The sequence below is a fragment of the Timaviella obliquedivisa GSE-PSE-MK23-08B genome (assembly GCA_019358855.1).
Taxonomy (GTDB): domain Bacteria; phylum Cyanobacteriota; class Cyanobacteriia; order Elainellales; family Elainellaceae; genus Timaviella; species Timaviella obliquedivisa.
The window spans coordinates 345,922-366,286 of record JAHHII010000005.1 but is presented as its reverse complement, the minus strand read 5'-3'; the positions used below and the strand labels follow the sequence as shown (position 1 = coordinate 366,286).

Genomic DNA, 20,365 nt, shown 5'->3' with positions numbered 1-20,365 from the left:
CGTTTTTGCTGCCTCAACTAAGCCCATTCGCGTAATAAAATAGAGAGTTGGTTTTATTACAACAATCTCAACCCATTACGTCCAAGGTTTTTTATGAGTGCTTCTTCAATTCGGTTCATGATGTGCGCGCCTGACCACTACGATGTGGATTACGTTATTAACCCTTGGATGGAGGGAAACATTCATAAGTCATCCCGCGATCGCGCTGTTGAGCAATGGCAAAAGCTTTACGGCATTTTGAAAGACAATGCTACAGTCGATTTAATCCAGCCTCAGAAGGGTGTGCCCGACTTAGTATTTACCGCCAATGCAGGCTTAGTATTGGAAAAAACTGCCGTTCTCAGTCGCTTTTTCCACAAAGAACGCCAAGGCGAAGAGCCTTACTTTCAACAATGGTTTGAAGAAAACGGCTTTACAGTTCATGTTTTGCCTAAAGACTTGCCGTTTGAAGGGGCAGGCGATGCTTTGCTTGATCGGGAAGGACGTTGGTTATGGGCAGGCTACGGATTCCGCTCTGAGTTAGATTCTCATCCTTACTTAGCAAAATGGCTGGATATTGAAGTCCTGTCTTTGCGGTTAATGGATGAACGCTTTTATCATCTTGATACTTGCTTTTGTCCGCTGACCGATGGCTACTTGCTGTATTATCCGCCCGCCTTCGACTCATACTCCAATCGGCGAATTGAAATGCACGTACCGCCCGAGAAACGTATTGCTGTTACTGAACTTGATGCCGTAAACTTTGCGTGCAACGCAGTCAATATCGATAGGCTGATTGTGATGAACAAAGCCAGTGATGCTTTGAAGGAACAGTTGGGAGACGCTGGCTTTCGCATCATTGAAACGCCGCTAACAGAGTTTTTGAAAGCAGGCGGAGCCGCTAAATGCCTGACGTTACGCTCTACAGAATCGGTCATTCATGCTCACCCCGTGGTTGAAAAAACCGAGAGCCGCACCATTCGATTAGAAGGTCAGTTGTTAGATCATGGATTAATTAATCGGGCGCTTGATCTCATTGTGGAAGGCAGTGGTAGCTTTCAGGTTTTGAACTTTAATTTGGGCGAGCAACGGCAAAGTCCTTCCTTGGCAGAGGTCAAAGTGACAGCGCCTTCCCATGAGGTGATGGAAACCATCATGTCACAGTTAATTGACATGGGCGCAATGGGTCTGCCGCAGGAGATTTGCGATTGTTTACTAGAACCCGTTACTTTAAGGGGCGTTGCTCCCGATGATTTCTACGTCACTACGATTTATCCGACTGAGGTACGGGTGAATAGTCAATGGGTGCGGCTAGAGAATCAGCGGATGGATGGGGCGATCGTCGTTTCTGATAACGCTGGGAAAGCGATCGCCCAATGTAAGCTATTGCGCGATGTTCAGGTCGGCGAACATGTCGTTGTCGGCGTAGAAGGCATCCGCGCCATTCGCAAGCCTGAAGCGCGGGAGCAACGTCAAGAGTTTAGCTTTATGGGAGCGGGGGTTTCTAGCGAACGCCGCGTAGAATTAGTGGTTGAGCAAATTGCTTGGGATTTGCGCCGAATTCGGGATCAGGGCGGCAAAGTTGTTGTCGTATCTGGGCCTGTCGCTATTCATACAGGCGGGGGCGATCACTTAGCGCGCTTGATTCGGGAAGGCTATGTGCAAGCGTTGCTGGGAGGGAATGCGATCGCGGTGCATGACATCGAGCAATCTTTAATGGGAACGTCTCTCGGCATGGATATGAAGCGGGGCGTTTCGGTGCGCGGCGGTCATCGGCATCATCTTAAAGCCATTAACACCATTTGTCGCTGTGGCAGCATTGCGAACGCAGTTGAACAAGGTGTGCTGACGACGGGCATTTTCTACGAATGCATTCAGAAGAGTATTCCTTTCTCTTTGGCAGGTTCCATTCGAGATGATGGTCCCCTGCCCGATACAAAAATGGATTTATTGGAAGCGCAAGCCGATTATGCACGTCTGATTCAAGGCGCAGATATGATTCTCATGCTGTCTTCTATGCTGCATTCCATTGGCGTGGGTAATATGACTCCGGCAGGTGTAAAAATGGTATGTGTCGATATCAACCCGGCTGTGGTCACTAAACTCAGCGATCGCGGTTCTGTCGAGTCGATCGGAGTGGTCACAGACGTAGGATTGTTTCTCAGCTTGCTGGTGCAACAGTTGAGTAAACTGACCAGCCCTTACCAGGTGAACCAAATGGTATAGGCGATCGTTAGATTCCGGACTGTTCCAAAAGTCCGGAATCTAGATCTTGTCCTTAATCCACTGACGTAGTGCCCGAATGACGCTAATGTCATCTTCCTCTTCAGCAAGTTGTATAAACTGCATTAACGCTGCTCCAGAAACCATCGAGAACGTTGGACTAAATTCGCACTCCTGGTAGTCCCCATCTACAAGCTGATAAATGGTGATGCCTTGCCGTTGCGTGTAGCGCCAAACTTCGGGGATTTGGAGTTGTAGGTAAATGCCAAAGCGACGACGGGAAGAACTGGCTAGATCAATCTCAACTGCCAAATCTGGTGGTGGATCGGTTTCCAGATTTAGCTTTTTGCCAAGGATGCGATCGACATTTTGAATGTAAAAGCAAGAATCAGGTTCAGCGCCTTTTTCCAAGTCTTCACGGTCTAGCGTCGTTGAACCATAATTCTTGATTCTTAGGTCAAGTTCATCAACTAAGGTTGTAATTATTAAAGCGAGTAGCCGATTCAGAGTCTCGTGTAAGCTGGAGGGCATAATAATTTCTAAAACTTCTTGGTCATAAGCAAGTCGAGAAGACCGATGATCGCCCAAATCTTTCAGCAGTCTTTGGTAAGTCTCCCAAGTTATGCCTCTCATAATGATATGTTGGGTTTGCTGTCTTGCACCTGAGAGTAGAGTAATCGTCATGTTTTGTTCTCCTCTTGATCGGTCATCTGTGGATGAAAATAATCATAAATTTGTTGCGCCATTTTCGCCCCAATTCCCTGCACCTCAGCAATTTGTTTTACCGAAGCTTCTCGTAAATAATCGATCGACCGGAAATGGGCGAGCAATTGCTTTTGGCGATGGTGACCTAATCCTGAAATTTCTTCCAGACGCGATCGCTTCATGCGATCGCTGCGCTGTTGCCGATGGAAGCTAACGGCAAATCGGTGCGCCTCATCTCGGAGCCGCCGCAAAAGCTGAACTCCCGACTGTTCCGCCTCTGTCTTCAGCGGCAGTGATTCACCCGGCAGAAAAATCTCTTCCCGCTGCTTCGCCAAACTGACCACGCGAATATCTTCCATCAAATTCATTTCGCGCAGCACTTCCACTACCGCCGACAACTGCCCTTTACCGCCATCAATCATCACCAAATCAGGAAAGTCAGGATTGCCTACCCGCTTCAACAATGGATCTTTGGCATACCGCCGGAAGCGCCGACCAATCACCTCTGCCATACTTGCAAAGTCATCAGAATGTCCCGATCGCACCGTTGGATCTTTAATTTTGTAATGGCGATAGTGCTGCTTTGCGGGAATGCCATCGACAAATACCACCTGCGAAGCCACCGCATCCGACCCTTGAATATGAGAGATATCGTAGCCCTCAATGCGGTGCGGCAAGTCGGGCATATCCAGCACGTCTGCCAAGTCTAGTAAAGCTTGGTTGTTGCGATCGGCAAACCGTTGAGTCCGGGCTAACTCAAACCCGGCATTGCGCTCTACCATATCAATCAAGTCTGCCTTAGTCTGGCGCTGAGGCATATAAATACTAACCTTCCGCCCCTTCCGCTCTGATAAAAATTCCGTCAAAATTTCTGTCTCAGGTAGCTCATGCTGCACCATAATTTCTAACGGAATTTCGACTCCTTCAACCGACTGATAATGTTCTTCTAACACTCGTTGCAAAATTGCGCCCGGCGTACCCGACTGCGCATCGGCAACAAAGCCCAGCCGCCCCACTAACTTACCTGCGCGAATTTGGAAAAGCTGGATACAGGCATGATGTTCATCTGCCATGAGGGCGATCGCATCCCGCGACACCGTATCATCTGGCAATGCCACTTTCTGATCAGCCCCCAATGATTGAATGCCCCGAATTTGATCACGCAATCGTGCTGCCACCTCGAAGTTCAACTCCTCCGAGGCTTTCTCCATCTGCGCCATCAAAATATCTTCCAGTTCGGTCGTTCTTCCCTGAAAAATCATCGCAATACGCGCAATAATTTTGCGGTAGTCTTCAGGCGTAACCAGTTTTTGACACACGCCAGGACAGCGCCCAATGTCATAGTTTAAGCAGGGACGGTCTTTAAATAATGGCTGCGGGCGTTGGCGTAACGGAAAAATTCGTCGCACTAAGTGTAAGGTGCTGCGCAACGTGTGAACATCGACATAAGGCCCATAATAGCGATCGCGCTGTTTTCCTAACTTGCGTTTGCGCGTGATAAAAATCCGAGGGTATTCCTCCGACCAGGTAATACAGAGATAAGGATACTTTTTATCATCCTTCAGCAGCACATTAAAGTGAGGCTGATGCTGTTTAATCAAATTGGCTTCTAGCGCCAAAGCCTCAGCTTCAGTATCAGTGACGATAAACTCGATATCAACCACCTGCATCACCATCAAGGCAATACGAGGGTTATGGTCATTGCATTCGCGAAAATAGGAGCGAACCCGCGATCGCAGCTTTTTAGATTTACCAATGTATAAAATATGGTCAGTCGCATCCCGCATGAAGTAAACCCCCGGCTCTGGGGGAATCTCTTTGAGGCGAGCTTCAAGGCGATCGGGATCTTTAAAGAAAGGTTGGGGTTTAGAAGAGGTAGTCGTCACAGATAAACGTGTAGACTTTAGGGGGCGTTAGGAGGACTCATGTACTCACTCCCTTTAGGATACTGTGTTGGCGATCGATCCGGCATTGTAGAACCGTACGGTTTCCTTCAACCGTGTAGCGTATCTGTTGATATTAAATTTTTTCTAATTGCCGACAACTTTCACATTCAAGTTATCCAAGGCATAGAGCCTCTGAAGTCTTGACTATATTCTCGTTAATTCTAGTAAAACTGAATAATTCCAAAGGATGCCAGCAAAGCTTTCAATCTCAAGAAGAGAATTGAGTACCTGAAGTTGAGTTACGGAAACTATAGTCTGCGACTTCTTTTGCAAAAATACATCGCTCGATCAGCTTCTTCCCAAGTTTCAAATAGTCCTTCGTTTGGTTTTCGTACAGCAATTCCCAAAGAAGCATCAACCGGATGTAAAGCAAGAGTAGTCTTAATTCGCTCCATTAGCGCCTCACCATTAATAAGACTACATTCTACGCACAGAATAGCAAACTCATCCCCACCCACACGAGCAGCAATATCTTGCTTGCGGATGGCTTGCCGTACAGTTTGACCCGCTTTGTGTATTAATTCATCGCCTTTTGCATGACCCTGTGTGTCATTGACTTGCTTCAAGCCATCCAAGTCAATTGCAATAATACAAGCCGGATGTCCATACTGCCGACATCGCTTTTCTTCATTGACTAGCAGTTGATCCCACCCCCGACGGTTGTATAGTCCACTCAAGATATCAGTCAAGGCTTCGACTCGGGCTTGTTCAGCACAACGAGCTTGTTCAGAGGACTTTAGATCAGCATTAAGTAAACTACTGAGCAATTTTGCTAACAATTCAATCAAGGGAAGTTCTGCCACAATTGCTTCAGGCTGAGACGTAGGATGAATCGCACAGAGAGTACCAAATAAAGCACCATCGTCATAAACAATTGGAACGCCTACATAAGCCCCGATCGCAATTTTCTTTACTTTAGCGTTCCCTGGTATCTTGAAAAGTCTAAATAGTTTCAATAAGGACTATTGCATCTGAAAATGGGTGTGGCTGAATTTTGGCATTGCCAAGTCATAACACAAACCCTGGTTCTCTTAGAGAAGAGACTGAAAGTTAGATTCAGTAGTCAATATTGCTAGAGAAACCTCTCTCTAAATCCCTCTCCTCAAGAAAAGGGACTTTGAAAGGTTGACCTGCTTTACTTTTCCCACTGCTCTAACAAAAACGCATACTCGAACGCAACTTCCTTCAACTGCTCATACCTTCCCGACACGCCCGCATGTCCTGCACCCATGTTGATTTTAAGTAACAGCACATTGTGATCGGTCTTCAAATCGCGCAGCTTCGCCGTCCACTTGGCAGGTTCCCAGTACGACACTCGCGGATCATTCAAACCCGCTGTAATCAACATTGCCGGATAGTCTTTTGCCTCTACATTGTCGTAGGGCGAGTAAGACTTCATGTAGTCATAATATTCTTTGTCATTAGGGTTGCCCCACTCTTCCCATTCCATTGCCGACAACGGTAATGAGGTATCTAAAATGGTCGACACCACATCCACAAAAGGGACTTGTGCCACAACCGCTTTGAACAGGTCGGGACGCGCATTGACCACTGCACCCATCAGCAATCCGCCAGCGCTGCCGCCCGAAATTGCCAAGTGTTTTGCCGAAGTCCACTGCTGTTGAATCAAGTATTCGGCACAGGCAATGAAGTCAGTAAAAGTGTTCTTTTTCTGAAGGAATTTGCCATCCTCATACCATTTACGCCCTAGTTCCGAGCCTCCTCGAATATGGGCGATCGCCAACACCACACCCCGGTCTAATAACGAGAGCCTGACCGATGAAAAATTATCGGGATAGGTATAGCCGTAGGAACCGTAGCCACTCATCAACAGCGGATTTTCACCGTTTTGAGCAGTGCCTTTTTTGTAAATTAGAGAGAGAGGAATAGCAGTACCATCAGGAGCGATCGCTTGTACTCGTTCACTCACATATTGCGTCCGGTCATACCCACCCAATACTGGAGTTTCTTTTTTCAGTTCGCGCGCCTGCGTGTCCAAGTCATAATCAAATACCGAGGCAGGCGTAACCAAGGAGGTGTAACTAAACCGCAGCGTTTTAGTATTAAAGTCTGGGTTCGCTCCTTCGCCCACTTCATAGGTAGGTTCTGGAAACGTCATGTAATGTTCTTGCTCTGTCGAAAGCTTACGAACCCGAATCTGTGGCAATCCTGCGGCTCGCTCATAAATTACCAGATGATCAATAAACGCACTCACATCTAAAAGCATCACATCCGGACGATGAGGAATGACAGTTTGCCAATTCTCTAGACCGGGCGATCGCACGGGCGCACTCATTAACTTAAAGTTGATCGCGTCATCATTAGTAACGATATAAAACACATCATTGTGATGTTCAACGTCATACTCCACACCCACAGTACGCGGACGAACAATTTGAAACTCTCCTGTCGGATGATCAGCCTCTAGATAATGAATTTCAGACGTAATTTTACTACTCAAGCTCATGATCAGATACGCTTCGCTGCGCGTCTTGTCTATGTCCAAATAATAGGAATCATCTGGCTCGTGATAGACCAACGTGTCTGCTTCAATGGCAGTATTTAACTGATGCCGGAACAGCTTAAAGGGGCGATGAGCCGCGTCTACTTGAGTGTAAAACACTGTTTGGCAATCATTGCCCCATGCAAATGAATAATAAGTCTCGGGAATGGTTTCGGAATAGAGTTCGCGGGTGTTGAGGTCGAGGAAAAACAGCGTATAGAGTTCTGCACCGCTGGTATCCACAGAGTAGGCTAGAAGCCGATGGTCGGGGCTGATTTCAAACGTCCCTAGTTCAAAAAATTCGTATCCTGCTGCTAGTAGGTTTTCGTCAAGCAGAATTTCTTCGGCGGCATCTAGGCTACCTTTTTTACGACAATGAATAGCGTAAGCCTGTCCGGCTTCTGTCCGCGAGTAGTAATAATAGTCGCCATCTCGGTAAGGCACTGACAAATCGGTTTCTTGAATGCGCGACAGCATCTCTTTGTACAGGGTAGTTTGTAGCAGCTGAGTGTGCTGCATGGTCGCCTCAGTGTAGGCGTTTTCAGCCTCTAGATAGGCGATGACAGCCGGGTTCTGGCGATCGCGCATCCAAAAATAAGGATCAATGCGTTCATCACCATGCAAGGAATGAACATAGGGAATTTTTTCAGCTTTAGGGAAGAACACGTTTAATTTAGACTATTTTCCAAAACAATACATTTTGAGCATTTCTAGAGAAATGCATTGAGTTATCCTATCGCATCGACCCCTAAATCGGCTTCAGGCTGATCGAAGCTATCCACATTCCTGTCCACCCAAGTTAGTAGGCGCACCTTCCAGCCCCAACGTGATCCAACCTGTTGCAGGAGCCGTGATGTAGACCCAACGCCGATCGCCAGCCTCCGACTGTGTGATTCTAGCATCGCGCGTAAACTGAAACTCGTGGGTTCCAGGTGCGAGAGTGGTCAAGTAGGTTTGTTCTGATACAGTGGGTTCGCTCCGCACCACTAAACCATTGGCAGGCAAAACATCACAGGTGACTTTGACAGGAGCGCTGTTCGCTAAATCTGGCTGGGGAGGTGAAGCAGGCGATGTCGGGGGCAATGCAATAATTTGTTGCCTTGGTGAATTTTGAATGGTGGTTGTGCCGTTACCTGTGCCATTACTAGCTGCGCTATTGCCAGCTGTGTCATTGCTAGCTGCACCATTCAGAGGATCACAAGAAACTGATGGCGTTAAATATCTAGACTGCACCCACCCAATTAGCGGCTGATTAATTCTTGCCCAGCCTTCGCCCTTACTTTCTAGCCGAACAGTTTGAGCGGGGGGCAGTATTCCTTGTGAGGCACTGTCTAAGTTAGGCTGAACATAGACTCCGGTCGAGACATTGGTTTGACGGCAGCCTAGTTCTGCATTTTGTGCTAGCTCCGTACTTTGGGCAAATACCAACTGTGCTGAACGATGACGGAGCAGAGCATCCCTGGGAACACGGCTTGTTAGATCTGCCTGAACAGCCTGAGTTGAAGTAGAGAAAGCGATCGCTTCGATCGCCTCACAAGGGGTTATCCCTATCAACCCTATCCCTAACGCAAAAAAAATTCGTAGCCTCTTCATCTGCATTTACCCATCCTCCATTGATCGCCCCAGACCCCACTGGCAAAGGATGATAGCATGATTCGTACTGCCAATTAATGCTTTCTCATTCAGCAAGGGATTTAGGTTAAAAACGGACGCGCCAACATAAAGCTGGCAATGGTTTTTGCATCTACAGATTCGCCCTGGTGAATAGCATTTTCTAATGCTTGCGGAGTCATGAGTACCACTTCAATATCCTCATCTTCGTCCTGCATCGGCGGTGTTTTTAGCTTTTCTAAATCCTGTGCCAAAAATGCATAGATGACCTCGTCTGAGTAACCCGGAGCCAAGAAAAACTTCCCTAAACTCCGCCACTGATGAGATCGATAACCCGTTTCTTCTTCAAGTTCACGCCGAATCGTTTCTGCTGGCTCTTCATCAACTTCTAGTGTTCCGGCTGGAAACTCTAAGAGTCGTCCTGAGGCTGCAAAACGGTACTGTCGCGTTAACACCAAATGTCCATCAGGGGTTATCGGCACTGCCAAGGCACCACCCGGATGGCGAACGCATTCCCAGTCACCCTCGGCTTGGTTGGGCAAGCGTAAACGATTGACCTCGAAGTCAAATTTTCGACCTTTATAAAATAGTTTTTGCTTTAAAAGTTGGGGTGGCTCTTGACCGAGGGGCATAGGAGAAGGGGGATTTTTTGAACACCGGAGCAGTCTAATTGCTGAACTAAAAAAGCGATCGCTTTGCCCGAAATAGGTTCAACCCAATTAGCGGCAACATCTGCTAATGGTATCAGCACAAATGCCCGCTCTACCATCCGTGGATGGGGAATCTGTAGACCAGTCTGCTCCACCACCCAATCCTCAAACAGCAATAAGTCTAGGTCAAGTAACCGAGCGCCCCATCGCTCTCGGCGCACCCGTCCAAACTGTGCCTCCACCTCAAGTAGGGTATCGAGCAATCCCTGTGGCTCCAAACTTGTAGAAAGCACAGCGCAGGCATTCAGGTAATCGGGCTGAGGGGGTCCCACAGCTACGGTTTGATAAAGATCTGAAACTGCCTCCACCCTGATGCTAGGAAGACAATCCAAAGTTTCCAAGGCAGACGTGAGAATTTGGCAAGAGTCGCCAAGGTTACTACCCAGGGCGATCGCCGCGCGATGAATAAGCATGAAACATGAGGAGAGAAAGAACTTAAAATTAGCGCCGATTCAGCGCAGTAAAAAAGGAAAGACGCTACGAATCCCCTGTCGTAAACGAATCAAGGTGATTAGTCGTCGTAACTCAGGATTGAGAATCGCAGTGGTTTGCCGACGTGCCTGGAGTTGAACTTGCAGTTCGGCGTATTCTGCCGCTGTCAAAGGTTTACCATCAAGGGGCGATCGCGCTTCTGTAATAATTTCAGTCCGTTGAATTTCTTCGGGCTTGTCTTCGGGTGGTGGCAGCGCTAGAACAGGAGCAATGCTGATCTCCAATAGACTAGCCCCAAATAACAGCGTCACCCACGTTGCGATCGCTTTTGTTTGTTGCATCTTTACAGCAATCCTGGAGGGAGTGGTTCTTGGCACAATTCGTGAATTTGGCGAATGCGGTCAAACAGCCACGGATACTGCTGACAGTAGGTCGGAATTAAGGCTAGAGGGCTAAGCAAGGCAGCGGCAGTCAGGTCGGCAGCAGTCAGCCGATCGCCAACCAGGTATTTTTCTACGGCAGCCCCCTGATAGCTCCAGCGATGACTCAGAAAAGCGATCGCCCCTTCCAGCCGTTCCCTCGCCAATTCTACGCTGACTTGATTAATACCATACTGCCAGCGTACCACCCGAATCATGGCTTGGCTCGACAGCGACGGATCAACCTGCTTGCCCTCACCCGTCCGGAAATCGTAGTAAACAAAGCGTGCCGCCACCCCAATACTTTCATCAAACCAATCTTCGATCGCCCAAACTTCAGCGTTCTGCTTGGCATCTATCAAACCCAAAGCCCGTTCAGGCTGATATCGATCTAGAAAATGAAAAATCCGGGTCGAGTCGCTTACGGCTTCCGGGTATCCTGGCTGCTGAGGCAGCAACACCGGCATAGTCGTCATCCCTGTCAACGGCTTGAGCTTAAGAGCATGTAGCCCTGGGGTGAGGTTTTTCACCTGGTATTCTAGACGCTTATATCCCAACCCCAGACGAGCTTTGCGACAATAGTGAGACGTACTAAACTGCAAAATTAGCATCTAAGCTCAAAAATAAAACAGCCCAAAGACGTAATTTACTAATCTAAACAGCCTACTAATCTAAACAGCCTACTAATCTAAACAGCCTACAGATGCCATGCTAGCAAAAACAAAGATAGAGCAAGCCATCTTTAATTTTGACAAAACTTCTGTAGGCTGAACTATCTACTCCAATAGACATTCAAGGCTCAGTTTCAGAGATGTGAAAGCAAGCCTGAACGATGTGCTCCTAAACTAAGGAGAAGTTGTAGGAGAAACAGTAGGAGACATTGCAGGAGACTCGCCAGTAGTAGGAGTCGTTGTATCACCACCACCACAAGCTGCCAAGCTAGCTGCCATACCTAAAGCCAAGAGCAAACTGATCGCTTTCTTATTCATAGAATTCCCTTTGGTAAATTGTGATCAACGTCAGAAGTTGGTAGTTAGAAACCACCAGATAGACGGGAAAACCTCGCTATTATACAACCAAAAACCCTTCTCAACGCTTACTGCCAAATTGCTTCAAAAAGCTAAGCAGATCGTCAACTCAGATTCTAATGACTGACTTTTAGCCCGGTTTCCAGCGCCTGACAGGAATGAACTACTTTTGGTAGCCTTATTTCTAGGAGATTCTATCGTGACTTTTTAAAAATGCAAGGGGTTATAAGTCTGGCGATCGCTTATCTCCTTTTCTCATAGCTATTTCAAAACCTCAACAAAAAGACTTAAGAGACGGCGTTGAATCACTGCGCGGTAGAAACTCTTGAATTTTATCCCCATCAGTCATCGCCTCCTAACAAAAAACCTTTGTCTCCAGACAAAGGTTTCTAGAAGCTCAAAAATATTGGGGGTTCCCCGCAGCGCCGTTTTACCTCAGTTTTCGACCTGGAAGACTCCAGGTGGGTACCTCTGCCTCAATATAAAGTTTCCGAGTACAAGCTCGGTATACTGCCATTGAAGCTTAGTGGGGTTCCCTTATTCACAAAGCAAGATCAAAAAACTTTGTTGGCAGTCACCAACGCCGCAGTAGAACCTGTTGCCTATTGTAACGATTGCAGGAGCGATCGCAAGCCCCTAATTTCCCCAGTCTTTTGTCTAGCACCCAGAAACCCGCACCTCATCAGTCCATAAAGTTACCTAAATTTAGATCATTCTTGTTCCAACCCAGTCAGCCCACGCCATACTTAGAGACGACCAGCATTAGCCAAGCACCAAGTCACAATTTTTTAAGCTAGAGATGCCGGATATCACTATCCCGGAACAGTATGGTAAAACAAACGGCAATTGTGTTGACCTAGATATTGACTCAAAATCGACAATCAGGTTGTTAGATGAAACTATGCAACAGAGCGAACTGCAAGCGTTAGGACAACATATTCAGGCAAAACTGCAACAGCTTCCCAGCCCTATTCGGCTTCGTGTTCGGTGTGCCTTTCGCGAAGAAGCGCTGCTGGTGTTAGTAGAACATCTTCTCCACGTTGAACCCTCCCCTCGGCAAGTCTTCGCCACGATCGCCGATGTGCTGCAAGACTATACGCCTGAGCTAATGAAGTCGGGCTTAGTCAGAAGCGGCATTGGTGGGACAAAGTTCTTACCTGTGCGAATCTATTTACGAGTTGCTGGATATCAACAGCCCTATGACTCCTTTGTTTTCTCGCTCAAGCCATCAGCGCCGCCTGCTTCTACAAATCCTCCAATCTCTACTTTTGTTCCTCCTATTGTCGTTAAGCTTCCAGAGCCTGCGACTCTATTGCAAATCCAGGTTGAGCCAGAGACTGTCAAAGTTGAACCTGTTGCAGAAGTTGAGCTATCTGAGGAACAACCTGAACTAGCTGAAGAGCCACCTGAACCCTCAGACTACTCGATTGCCCCGATTGAGTCTGCAATAGAACCTGCGGTCGAACCAGAAAGTGTCGAACCAGAAAGTACTGAAGTTGCGCCACTCGAAGAAATTGAACTATCCCAAGAAATTCTGCTAACCGAAGAAATTGCACCTGTTGCGGAAGTCGAACCTTTTGTAGAAGTCGAACCAGTCGCAGAAATCGAGATTGCTGAAGAGCCACCTGAACTTTTAGATGACTCGATCGCCCAAATTGAGTCCGTGACAGAACCTACTTCTGCAATAGAAACGAGTAATCTACAGCCAGACCAGGCTTTTGATAGCCCGACCGCTGAAGTTAGTTTTGTTGAAATTGCTCAGTCAGAACCTACCCTATCCGAGACTACTTTAAATGAGCCTGTTTTCATAGAAAACGTTGATGTTGCACAGTTACCTGTACCTGCTTTAGAAGATCCAATTCTGGCAAGAATTGCAGAGCCGCCGATCGAAGAAGACGCGATCGAAGAACCCCCGACCATTAACCTCGAAGACCCACCCGTCAAACCTGAAGCGATCGAAAACGTGTGGCATTTAGAGGAAGTTTCGTCTGCTTCAGAAGCAACTCCTCTGCCGCAAGAAGCTACAGTTGTGCCAGCAGCGATCGCTCCCATAACAGACGATGGTTCTGTGACAGCGGCTCAAGTTAGCCTCGACCCTAACGAAATCCAGGATCAACCTGAGCCAGTCATTATTCTGACAGATCTGCTCGTAGAGGAATCTATCAGCCTAAAAGACGCGATTGTAGAAGACCCGATTGTAGAAGACCCGATCATAGAAGACCCGATCGCGATTCAGGATGAACCTGAGGTATCTGGTGCGCAGGAAGAACCAACCGGAGCAGAGCCAATTCAATCTGCCACATTTTTCCAACCCACCTTGCCTTCATACATCAGTACCCCTACCACACAACCAACGACACAAGACCGCTTCCTGGCATCCTTGAGGCTAACAGATGCTGATTTAATCCCTCCTGCAAGACTTGCAGAGGTAGAAGACGTAGAAGAAGTTGAAATAACCAATGAAGCCGAAACTATCGAAGTCTTCAACTTGCTAGACCTCGACACGGCTCCACCCGAGTCAGACATAGCTTCCATACCCCAAGAAGCCCCTGAACCCGAGAATCTAGCCCTAGACTATAGTTTTCCTTTAAAAGAAATAGCCGTTGCAGAATCAGCGATCGCAGACGAGCCCTACACTAACGAGCCTTATACCCACCTTGATGCCCCAATCACCCCAATCTCTGCTGATGCACTAGACCCAGGAGATCGGAGCACGCCACCTCCTAGTCCGCCCGTCCATGCTCCTAAGCCATCTTCCTCCAACATCATGTTAGGAACAGCGATCGCGCTTTTTGGTCTTTTGGGATGGTGGTACATTCTCAGTCGTCCTTGCGTGCTAGGCAGTACTTGCGAACCCTTGGAAAAAGCGCAGCAAATGAGCCAAACAGCGTTTCAAGCCGTTCAATCAACCGAGTCTGCGATCGCCATCGCCAAAGCCTACGATGACCTGGGCACTGCCAACAAACTACTCAAATCTATTCCAGGCTGGTCAGGTCAGCACCAAGCAGCCCAAACGCTAATAGCAGATAACAATGCTAAAAGCGCTGTCATTGGACAATTGGTTAGAACCTTGAGAAAAGGAAACGAAGCCGCTAATCGATCGCAAAATCCTCCCCATCCTCTTCCCGAATGGCGAGAAATCCAACGACTCTGGCGAGAATCGATCGTCGCCCTCGAAAAAATTCCGAACAACACTGCGATTTATCCCGTTGCCCAGCGTAAAATCGCCGAATACCGCGCCAACCTAGAGGGCATTAACAAGCGTGTTGTTGTAGAACAACAGGCTCAAGAAGAAGTTGAGAACGCTAAGAAAACGGCTCAACTTGCTGAAACTCGCACTGGAATCGCGACCTCTGCGCAAGGCTGGCAGGAAGTTTATACTTCTTGGCAGGCTGCGGTTAATCTCTTGAACAACGTTCCTAATGGCTCTGCTGCTCGTCTTGAGGCAGAAGAACTACTGAGAATTTATCAAGGCAAGCTAGCTGCTGCTGGCACCCGGCGTGATCAAGAAAATACTGCTCTTGCAGCTTATACCGAAGCCATTACCCAATCCGATCAAGCCCAAAGTTTTCAGCAAAAAAATCAGTGGCAGAATGCGATCGCCGCCTGGGAAAGTGCCTTTGCCAATCTTCAAAAAGTGGCTCCAGGCACAACTCCTTACACCCAAGCCCAGCCTCTCATTGCCACTTACCAAGCTGCCTTAGCTCAAGCTGAGAGCGGCTTACAAGTTTCAGAAGCGATTCAAGCCGCAAAACCTGCCCTCGATCGCTCTTGTGGCGGCACACCTAAGGTCTGTCAATACGATGCCGCCCCTACAGCCATTCGGGTGCAAATCACCTATGGCTATGACCAAATGGTTGAAGGTGCTATGGCAAGTGCCCAACTCCAAGGAAATTCTGCTGTTCAAGCGGGCGTGGTCAGTCAGGTCAACACTTTTTTACAGGAACTTGCGCTCATTAGCCAAACGGCTCAAGTCCCGATCGATTTGTACAACGCCAATGGCTCTAAATTCGGCACTTATTCCCCTAAGGCATCTGGCTTTATTCCTCAATAGGCAATTTCAGTAGGCAGTTTCAGGGAGCGGCTTTACGCTACGAAACTTTCGTTTTCACATCCCCTTCTACCATCTCCAAGCTCTTCACCAAGTTCAGCGCCGAATAGTAAGCTTCCTCTGTCCATTCCCGTTGCTCATTGGGCGTATCAAAAGTGTCATCCATCATTAAGCTTAAAGAACCCACCAAGCGGTTTAAGCGGTTGCGAATTTCGTAAGAGGTGTGAGCCAGTTCGCTCTGAGCAGTCTTCGTGGGTGTCCGGTCAGGATCTGTCTTTGCAGCCAGTTGCATTTTACAAAGGTCGGCATAGTAACCCTTCTTTGCCAAAAGTTCTTCATGGGAACCTAGCTCAACGACTCTGCCCCGATCCAGCACAGCAATCTGATCTGCCTTTTGAACCGTGGAAAGACGGTGAGCGATGACTAACGTCGTGCGATCGCGGCTCAGGCGATCGATCGCCTCCTGTACCAATCGCTCTGAAACTGTATCCAACGCACTTGTTGCTTCATCAAGAATCAGAATTTCAGGATCTTGCAACAAGGCACGGGCGATCGCAATCCGTTGACGTTGCCCGCCAGAGAGCAATACGCCGCGATCGCCAAGCTGAGTTTCCCAGCCATTAGGCAATTGGGTAATAAACTCGTAGGCGTTCGCCCGTTTTGCCGCCTCAAAGATTTCTGTATCCGTTGCATTAGGACACCCATAGGCAATGTTGTTGCGCACTGATGTGTTAAACAGGAACGTATCTTGACTCACAATGCCCATCGATCGCCGCAAACTTCGCGCATCCAATTCTCGCAGATCAACGCCATCCACCAAAATGCAGCCCTGGGTTGGGTCATAGAAACGCGGTAATAAATCTGCCATCGTAGACTTGCCTGCGCCCGAAGAACCGACTAAAGCCAGCGTTGTATTGCGCGGTAGATAAAGATCAACGTCATTCAAAACCACTTTTTCGTGACCGGGATAGGACAGTGAAATATGGTTAAAGTGAATTCCTTCTTGAAGCGAGGTGTAGGGAATGGAACCCTTGCTCATAAATGGCTTGCGATCGCGTCGTAAAAAATCATGAACAATCTCCAGGCTCGAAGACAAGTTAGCAAGCTGATTCCGCGCTGAATTGAGTTGAGTAATCAGGGGCAAAGTGCGAAACAAAATAAACAAATACACGAGCAAAACCGTCGTTAATGCCTCGACTTCACCCCCCAAAAACGCTCGACCCACCAGCACAATGCAAACCAGAGCCACCATCCCCGTCATTTCACTGACAGGTTCTATTAACGCCGAATTTGCCTGAGATTTGAAATCGGCTTGCTCCCGCGATCGAATTAACTGACTAATTCTGTCATATTCAAAATCCTCTGCCGCCGAAGATCGCACCAGCCGCATTCCCCCCAACATATCGAGAAAAATGGTGGAGTACTGCTTAGAAATTGCCGATAGCTGCATCCCGTAAATTTTAGAGCGCCCAACTGTCATCTGATTCATCAACACCACGATCGCCATCAACGCAGTCGAGACGATGGTAATCTGCCAGGAAGTCCACAGCAGCATTCCCCCAAACACCAGCGTAGTAATGCTCACCGAGATGGCTTTAGCGATCGTCGCGACGGCTCGACCCGCTCGATAAATTTCGTTATTGAGATTATTAACAATATTGCCGATGCCATTCTTAACAAAGAAATCTACATCAACTTCTAATAACAGCCTCAGCCCTTGTTCTTGCAAGCCGCTGGAGAGCGATCGCTTAAGCGCTCCCGAAACCAGAGAGTTTGCATAATTCGCCAAATTTTTCAATAGAATTAGCGCTAAAATCGCCCCTGTCATGAGCGCTAGGTTGTACTCGCCTATGCCCTGCTGAAACGGTGCTAATAATCCCTGCAACAGGGGCGGAGCACCCTTCATTGTCATGGGCTGTCCCAAAAAACCCAGCAAGACCGGAATGATCAGCGTTGTGCCAATTCCATTAAACACGGCTCCCGAAAATCCCAACACGACACTTAACGTGAACAGTTTGGGATATTGCCGGGACAGGCTAAAGAGGATTTTTCCAGAGGACATTTAGGATTCCAGCTAACGTGAAACAGACAATAAACGAAGTCGAACGTAGGATGCCCTAGAACTTGGGCGAAGGAACAAGCTGATTAATCACAGGCGCAAGCTGATGAGACATCGCATCAATGCTGTAATGTTCAATGCATCGCGATCGCGCTTTTTTGCCTTGAGCGATCGCCACTTCCGGCTCTGCAAAAATTTGCCGAATTGCCATTGCCACCTGCTCTGGTGCATCTGCATCTACCAAATAGCCTGTATCTCCCAAAATCTTAGGAATATCGCCCACCCGAGTTGATAAAATCGGCTTTGCCATCGCCATCCCATCGGTTAGCTTTAAGGGAAACTGCGCCTGAGCCGCTGGCGTATCGCGCTGAGGCACGACAATCACATCTGCCGCTGCAATTACCGCTGGCATTTCGTTGTAGGACGTTTTAGGCAGTTTAATGATCCAACGTCCCCAACTTTCCATCAGTTGTTGGTCATAGTCATCGTAAGGACTGCCACCCACAATCACCAATCGCAAATCAGGCTGCTCCAGTAAATCCAATGCTTTTAAAACATCCTCAACGCCTTTATAAGGACGGGGCGCACCCGGAAACATCAGCACTCGATAATTTGATAGACCGTAGTGGGCTTTCAAGGCAGGCACATCGTACAAGTCTGGGTTAAACAGCGCAACATCTTTGCCATTAGGCACATAAACTCCTCCAAAGCGTTGCTGGAGGAACTGCGTATGAACGGTGACGGCAGTCGCCCGAGGCACGAGTCTCTCCATCCAACCTAAGTACAGGCGATGGTCAGGATTTCTCAAAGCGCCGTCGGCTTTGAAGATATCCTTCGCAAGCTGTTTGGGCGTGGAGTTATACTTCCAACTGTCTCCTCCGTGCCAACTCAGTTCCCAATCATCAATATCTAAGATTAACGGACGACCTTTGGTCAGCTTGCCCAGGAGCGACAAGCCAAAACTGGAAGGTTTCGGCTTGTAGGCGTAGAGAATATCGCCGTCTATCTGGCTGAGCAGCGATCGCGCCGACTTGACAAACTGCGGGTAGTGACCGCCAGGGGTCGAAACAATCGATAGCTCTGAAGTAGAAGCGATCGCCAAATCATCTCCCTGGGTAAACCCAAAAATCTTCACCTCACACCCTAACTGCCGCAGTGCCTGAGCTAATAGAAACGGACGCACCGCCCCACCCCATCGCCCCGCCCCACTTTTGGATAAATCGCTAACAATTAGTGAAATTTTAGGCGGCGAGATTTTAAGCATTGGCATTAGAGAATTCAGCAGAGTTCACGATAGGAAAGCCGTAGGGGTCAAGTCGCCATATCATTCCCCGCAATCTAATGATCTTGATCTCTAATAAAAAAATGTGCTAAAAAAGCGCCACTCTCAAGCGAATGACGCAACACTATCCACGCAAAGCTTATAAATATTTAACAAAAATCAATAAAAATCTGTTGAGCAGCTAATCCTCTAGTTTCAAACGACCAATCTGGAGATAATCGAACACGCGATTAATTTGACGGCGTTCTTCATCAGTCATCTGATGGTCGGAGAGCATAGCGGATGTGAGGTGGATATGTTCCTGACGGTTCATTTTCCCCTTCTCTAAAATTTGCTCTACAGTGGGCTTGATGATTTGCAACCGAGTTTTGCCTTGAGCAAGCCGTACCATACAATCTACTCCTGTGCTTTGCGTATGAACCCAGATTGAGTGCCCTAGTGAGATCAGGACAGGGATATGCTTCTGGGAAATAATTTCCTCATTCTCTAGCGTTGTACCGCGTTGTAGGCGAAGCTAGGACATAACTCTGTAAAGAGTTGATGAAAATCTTGGCTTCGCTGCAGCGCCATCGCGATCGCTCGCCTCGCCATGTTCTTAGCCTATTGCTCTTTTGCTACAGAACTCAGAGGAGAATTACGTAAATGAAAATCCATCGTATTCCAGTTCTTTCAGATAACTATATTTTCCTAATGGTTGATGCTGAGACAGGCACGGCGGCAGTCGTTGATCCAGCAATAGCAGAGCCAGTTTTACAACTTGTTCAAGAGCTCAAAGTGGAGTTGGTGGCAGTTTTTAATACTCATCATCACGGAGATCATGTCGGTGGCAATACTCAACTTTTGCGCCACTTTCCTCAAGCGATCGTGTATGGCGGAGCCGAAGATCGGGGCAGAATTCCGGGGCAGCAAGTTTTTTTGCAAGAGGGCGATCGCGTCTCCTTTGCCAATCGTGAAGCCCAAGTTCTGTTTGTTCCCGGACACACAAAAGCTCATATCGCCTACTACTTTTCACCATCAGATCCCCATAACCTAGGCGAACTATTTTGCGGTGATACCTTGTTTGCCGGAGGCTGCGGCAGATTATTTGAAGGCACACCTGCTCAAATGGTCGATTCTCTCAGCAAAATTCGCGCTCTGCCCGACTCAACAAGAGTCTGGTGCGCTCATGAGTACACCCTTGGCAATCTGCGCTTTGCAGTCACGGTAGAAGAGCAAAATAAGATACTACAAGCGCGACTAGAGCAGGTCAAGGCAATGCGACAACGATCGGAAGCCACTGTTCCTTCTGTACTAGGTGAGGAAAAAGCAACGAATCCGTTCTTGCGGTGGGATCAACCTGGGTTGCAAGCCCGGGTCAAGAGTCAAAATCCAATTCAAACCTTTGGGAGGCTCCGAGGAATGAAGGATGTATTTTGAT

15 protein-coding genes, 1 other RNA gene and 1 pseudogene are annotated in these 20,365 nt (G+C 47.9%); 3 read left to right on the top strand and 14 right to left on the bottom strand.

All coding sequences use genetic code 11. The annotated features are described in order from the left end of the window. Nucleotides 1–93 precede the first annotated feature (93 nt). Nucleotides 94–2,205: a TIGR00300 family protein gene (locus KME11_12120; GenBank protein MBW4515955.1), complete on the top strand. Its 2,112-nt coding sequence runs from the start codon at nucleotides 94–96 to the stop codon at nucleotides 2,203–2,205. 39 nt (nucleotides 2,206–2,244) lie between these two features. On the opposite strand, the gene KME11_12115 is transcribed toward KME11_12120, so the two are convergent. The 11 genes and pseudogenes from KME11_12115 to ssrS all read right to left on the bottom strand — a co-directional run bounded on the left by KME11_12115 (nucleotide 2,245) and on the right by ssrS (nucleotide 12,151). After that, a complete protein-coding gene (locus KME11_12115) occupies nucleotides 2,245–2,886 on the bottom strand; it encodes a Uma2 family endonuclease (GenBank protein ID MBW4515954.1) in 642 nt (213 codons plus the stop codon). Next, entirely contained in the window at nucleotides 2,883–4,793 is a 1,911-nt protein-coding gene (uvrC, locus tag KME11_12110) for an excinuclease ABC subunit UvrC (GenBank protein MBW4515953.1), read from the bottom strand. The genes KME11_12115 and uvrC overlap by 4 nt, the downstream gene beginning before the upstream one ends. A gap of 308 nt (nucleotides 4,794–5,101) precedes the next feature. Then, nucleotides 5,102–5,809, bottom strand: a complete 708-nt coding sequence (locus KME11_12105) for a GGDEF domain-containing protein (protein ID MBW4515952.1) — start codon at nucleotides 5,807–5,809, stop codon at nucleotides 5,102–5,104. Between the two features lie 179 nt (nucleotides 5,810–5,988). Next, a pseudogene (locus KME11_12100) lies at nucleotides 5,989–8,013 on the bottom strand (S9 family peptidase). A 117-nt stretch (nucleotides 8,014–8,130) separates the two neighbouring features. Beyond that, the gene (locus KME11_12095) at nucleotides 8,131–8,955 is read right to left on the bottom strand and encodes a hypothetical protein (GenBank protein MBW4515951.1); all 825 of its coding nucleotides are present in this window, start codon (nucleotides 8,953–8,955) and stop codon (nucleotides 8,131–8,133) included. Nucleotides 8,956–9,050: 95 nt separating this feature from the next. After that, nucleotides 9,051–9,599, bottom strand: a complete 549-nt coding sequence (locus tag KME11_12090; protein ID MBW4515950.1) for an NUDIX hydrolase — start codon at nucleotides 9,597–9,599, stop codon at nucleotides 9,051–9,053. Beyond that, nucleotides 9,566–10,090, bottom strand: coding sequence for a 2-amino-4-hydroxy-6-hydroxymethyldihydropteridine diphosphokinase (folK, locus tag KME11_12085; GenBank protein ID MBW4515949.1), 525 nt, complete (start codon nucleotides 10,088–10,090; stop codon nucleotides 9,566–9,568). The genes KME11_12090 and folK overlap by 34 nt, the downstream gene beginning before the upstream one ends. A 39-nt stretch (nucleotides 10,091–10,129) precedes the next feature. Beyond that, nucleotides 10,130–10,420, bottom strand: a complete 291-nt coding sequence (locus KME11_12080; GenBank protein MBW4515948.1) for a hypothetical protein — start codon at nucleotides 10,418–10,420, stop codon at nucleotides 10,130–10,132. 32 nt (nucleotides 10,421–10,452) lie between these two features. After that, nucleotides 10,453–11,139, bottom strand: coding sequence for a glutathione S-transferase N-terminal domain-containing protein (locus tag KME11_12075; protein MBW4515947.1), 687 nt, complete (start codon nucleotides 11,137–11,139; stop codon nucleotides 10,453–10,455). A gap of 234 nt (nucleotides 11,140–11,373) precedes the next feature. Next, nucleotides 11,374–11,517, bottom strand: coding sequence for a hypothetical protein (locus tag KME11_12070; GenBank protein MBW4515946.1), 144 nt, complete (start codon nucleotides 11,515–11,517; stop codon nucleotides 11,374–11,376). A gap of 449 nt (nucleotides 11,518–11,966) precedes the next feature. Next, nucleotides 11,967–12,151, bottom strand: a non-coding RNA gene (ssrS, locus tag KME11_12065) — 6S RNA. 204 nt (nucleotides 12,152–12,355) lie between these two features. Between ssrS and KME11_12060 the strand changes: the two genes are divergently transcribed. Further along, nucleotides 12,356–15,610, top strand: coding sequence for a hypothetical protein (locus KME11_12060; protein ID MBW4515945.1), 3,255 nt, complete (start codon nucleotides 12,356–12,358; stop codon nucleotides 15,608–15,610). 37 nt (nucleotides 15,611–15,647) lie between these two features. Here the strand turns inward: KME11_12060 and KME11_12055 are convergent, their stop codons facing one another. From KME11_12055 to KME11_12045, 3 genes are all read right to left on the bottom strand, one after another. Then, the gene (locus KME11_12055; GenBank protein MBW4515944.1) at nucleotides 15,648–17,669 is read right to left on the bottom strand and encodes an ABC transporter ATP-binding protein/permease; all 2,022 of its coding nucleotides are present in this window, start codon (nucleotides 17,667–17,669) and stop codon (nucleotides 15,648–15,650) included. 55 nt (nucleotides 17,670–17,724) lie between these two features. Further along, on the bottom strand, nucleotides 17,725–18,930 hold the full coding sequence (locus KME11_12050; protein ID MBW4515943.1) for a glycosyltransferase family 4 protein: 1,206 nt from the start codon (nucleotides 18,928–18,930) through the stop codon (nucleotides 17,725–17,727). A 199-nt stretch (nucleotides 18,931–19,129) separates the two neighbouring features. After that, on the bottom strand, nucleotides 19,130–19,339 hold the full coding sequence (locus KME11_12045; protein ID MBW4515942.1) for a hypothetical protein: 210 nt from the start codon (nucleotides 19,337–19,339) through the stop codon (nucleotides 19,130–19,132). Between the two features lie 251 nt (nucleotides 19,340–19,590). Between KME11_12045 and gloB the strand changes: the two genes are divergently transcribed. After that, nucleotides 19,591–20,364 carry a hydroxyacylglutathione hydrolase gene (gene gloB / locus KME11_12040; GenBank protein ID MBW4515941.1) on the top strand — a complete coding sequence of 258 codons (774 nt, stop codon included), beginning with the start codon at nucleotides 19,591–19,593 and terminating at the stop codon, nucleotides 20,362–20,364. The last annotated feature ends 1 nt before the right edge of the window (nucleotide 20,365 follow it).

Bases quoted from the DNA above. Each gene is read 5' to 3' on its own strand.
- KME11_12120 (MBW4515955.1), top strand. From the start codon at position 94: ATGAGTGCTTCTTCAATTCGGTTCATGATGTGCGCGCCTGACCACTAC.
- KME11_12115 (MBW4515954.1), bottom strand. From the start codon at position 2,886: ATGACGATTACTCTACTCTCAGGTGCAAGACAGCAAACCCAACATATC.
- KME11_12095 (MBW4515951.1), bottom strand. From the start codon at position 8,955: ATGCAGATGAAGAGGCTACGAATTTTTTTTGCGTTAGGGATAGGGTTG.
- KME11_12090 (MBW4515950.1), bottom strand. From the start codon at position 9,599: ATGCCCCTCGGTCAAGAGCCACCCCAACTTTTAAAGCAAAAACTATTT.
- folK (MBW4515949.1), bottom strand. From the start codon at position 10,090: ATGCTTATTCATCGCGCGGCGATCGCCCTGGGTAGTAACCTTGGCGAC.
- KME11_12075 (MBW4515947.1), bottom strand. From the start codon at position 11,139: ATGCTAATTTTGCAGTTTAGTACGTCTCACTATTGTCGCAAAGCTCGT.
- KME11_12070 (MBW4515946.1), bottom strand. From the start codon at position 11,517: ATGAATAAGAAAGCGATCAGTTTGCTCTTGGCTTTAGGTATGGCAGCT.
- KME11_12060 (MBW4515945.1), top strand. From the start codon at position 12,356: ATGCCGGATATCACTATCCCGGAACAGTATGGTAAAACAAACGGCAAT.
- KME11_12055 (MBW4515944.1), bottom strand. From the start codon at position 17,669: ATGTCCTCTGGAAAAATCCTCTTTAGCCTGTCCCGGCAATATCCCAAA.
- KME11_12050 (MBW4515943.1), bottom strand. From the start codon at position 18,930: ATGCTTAAAATCTCGCCGCCTAAAATTTCACTAATTGTTAGCGATTTA.
- KME11_12045 (MBW4515942.1), bottom strand. From the start codon at position 19,339: ATGGTACGGCTTGCTCAAGGCAAAACTCGGTTGCAAATCATCAAGCCC.
- gloB (MBW4515941.1), top strand. From the start codon at position 19,591: ATGAAAATCCATCGTATTCCAGTTCTTTCAGATAACTATATTTTCCTA.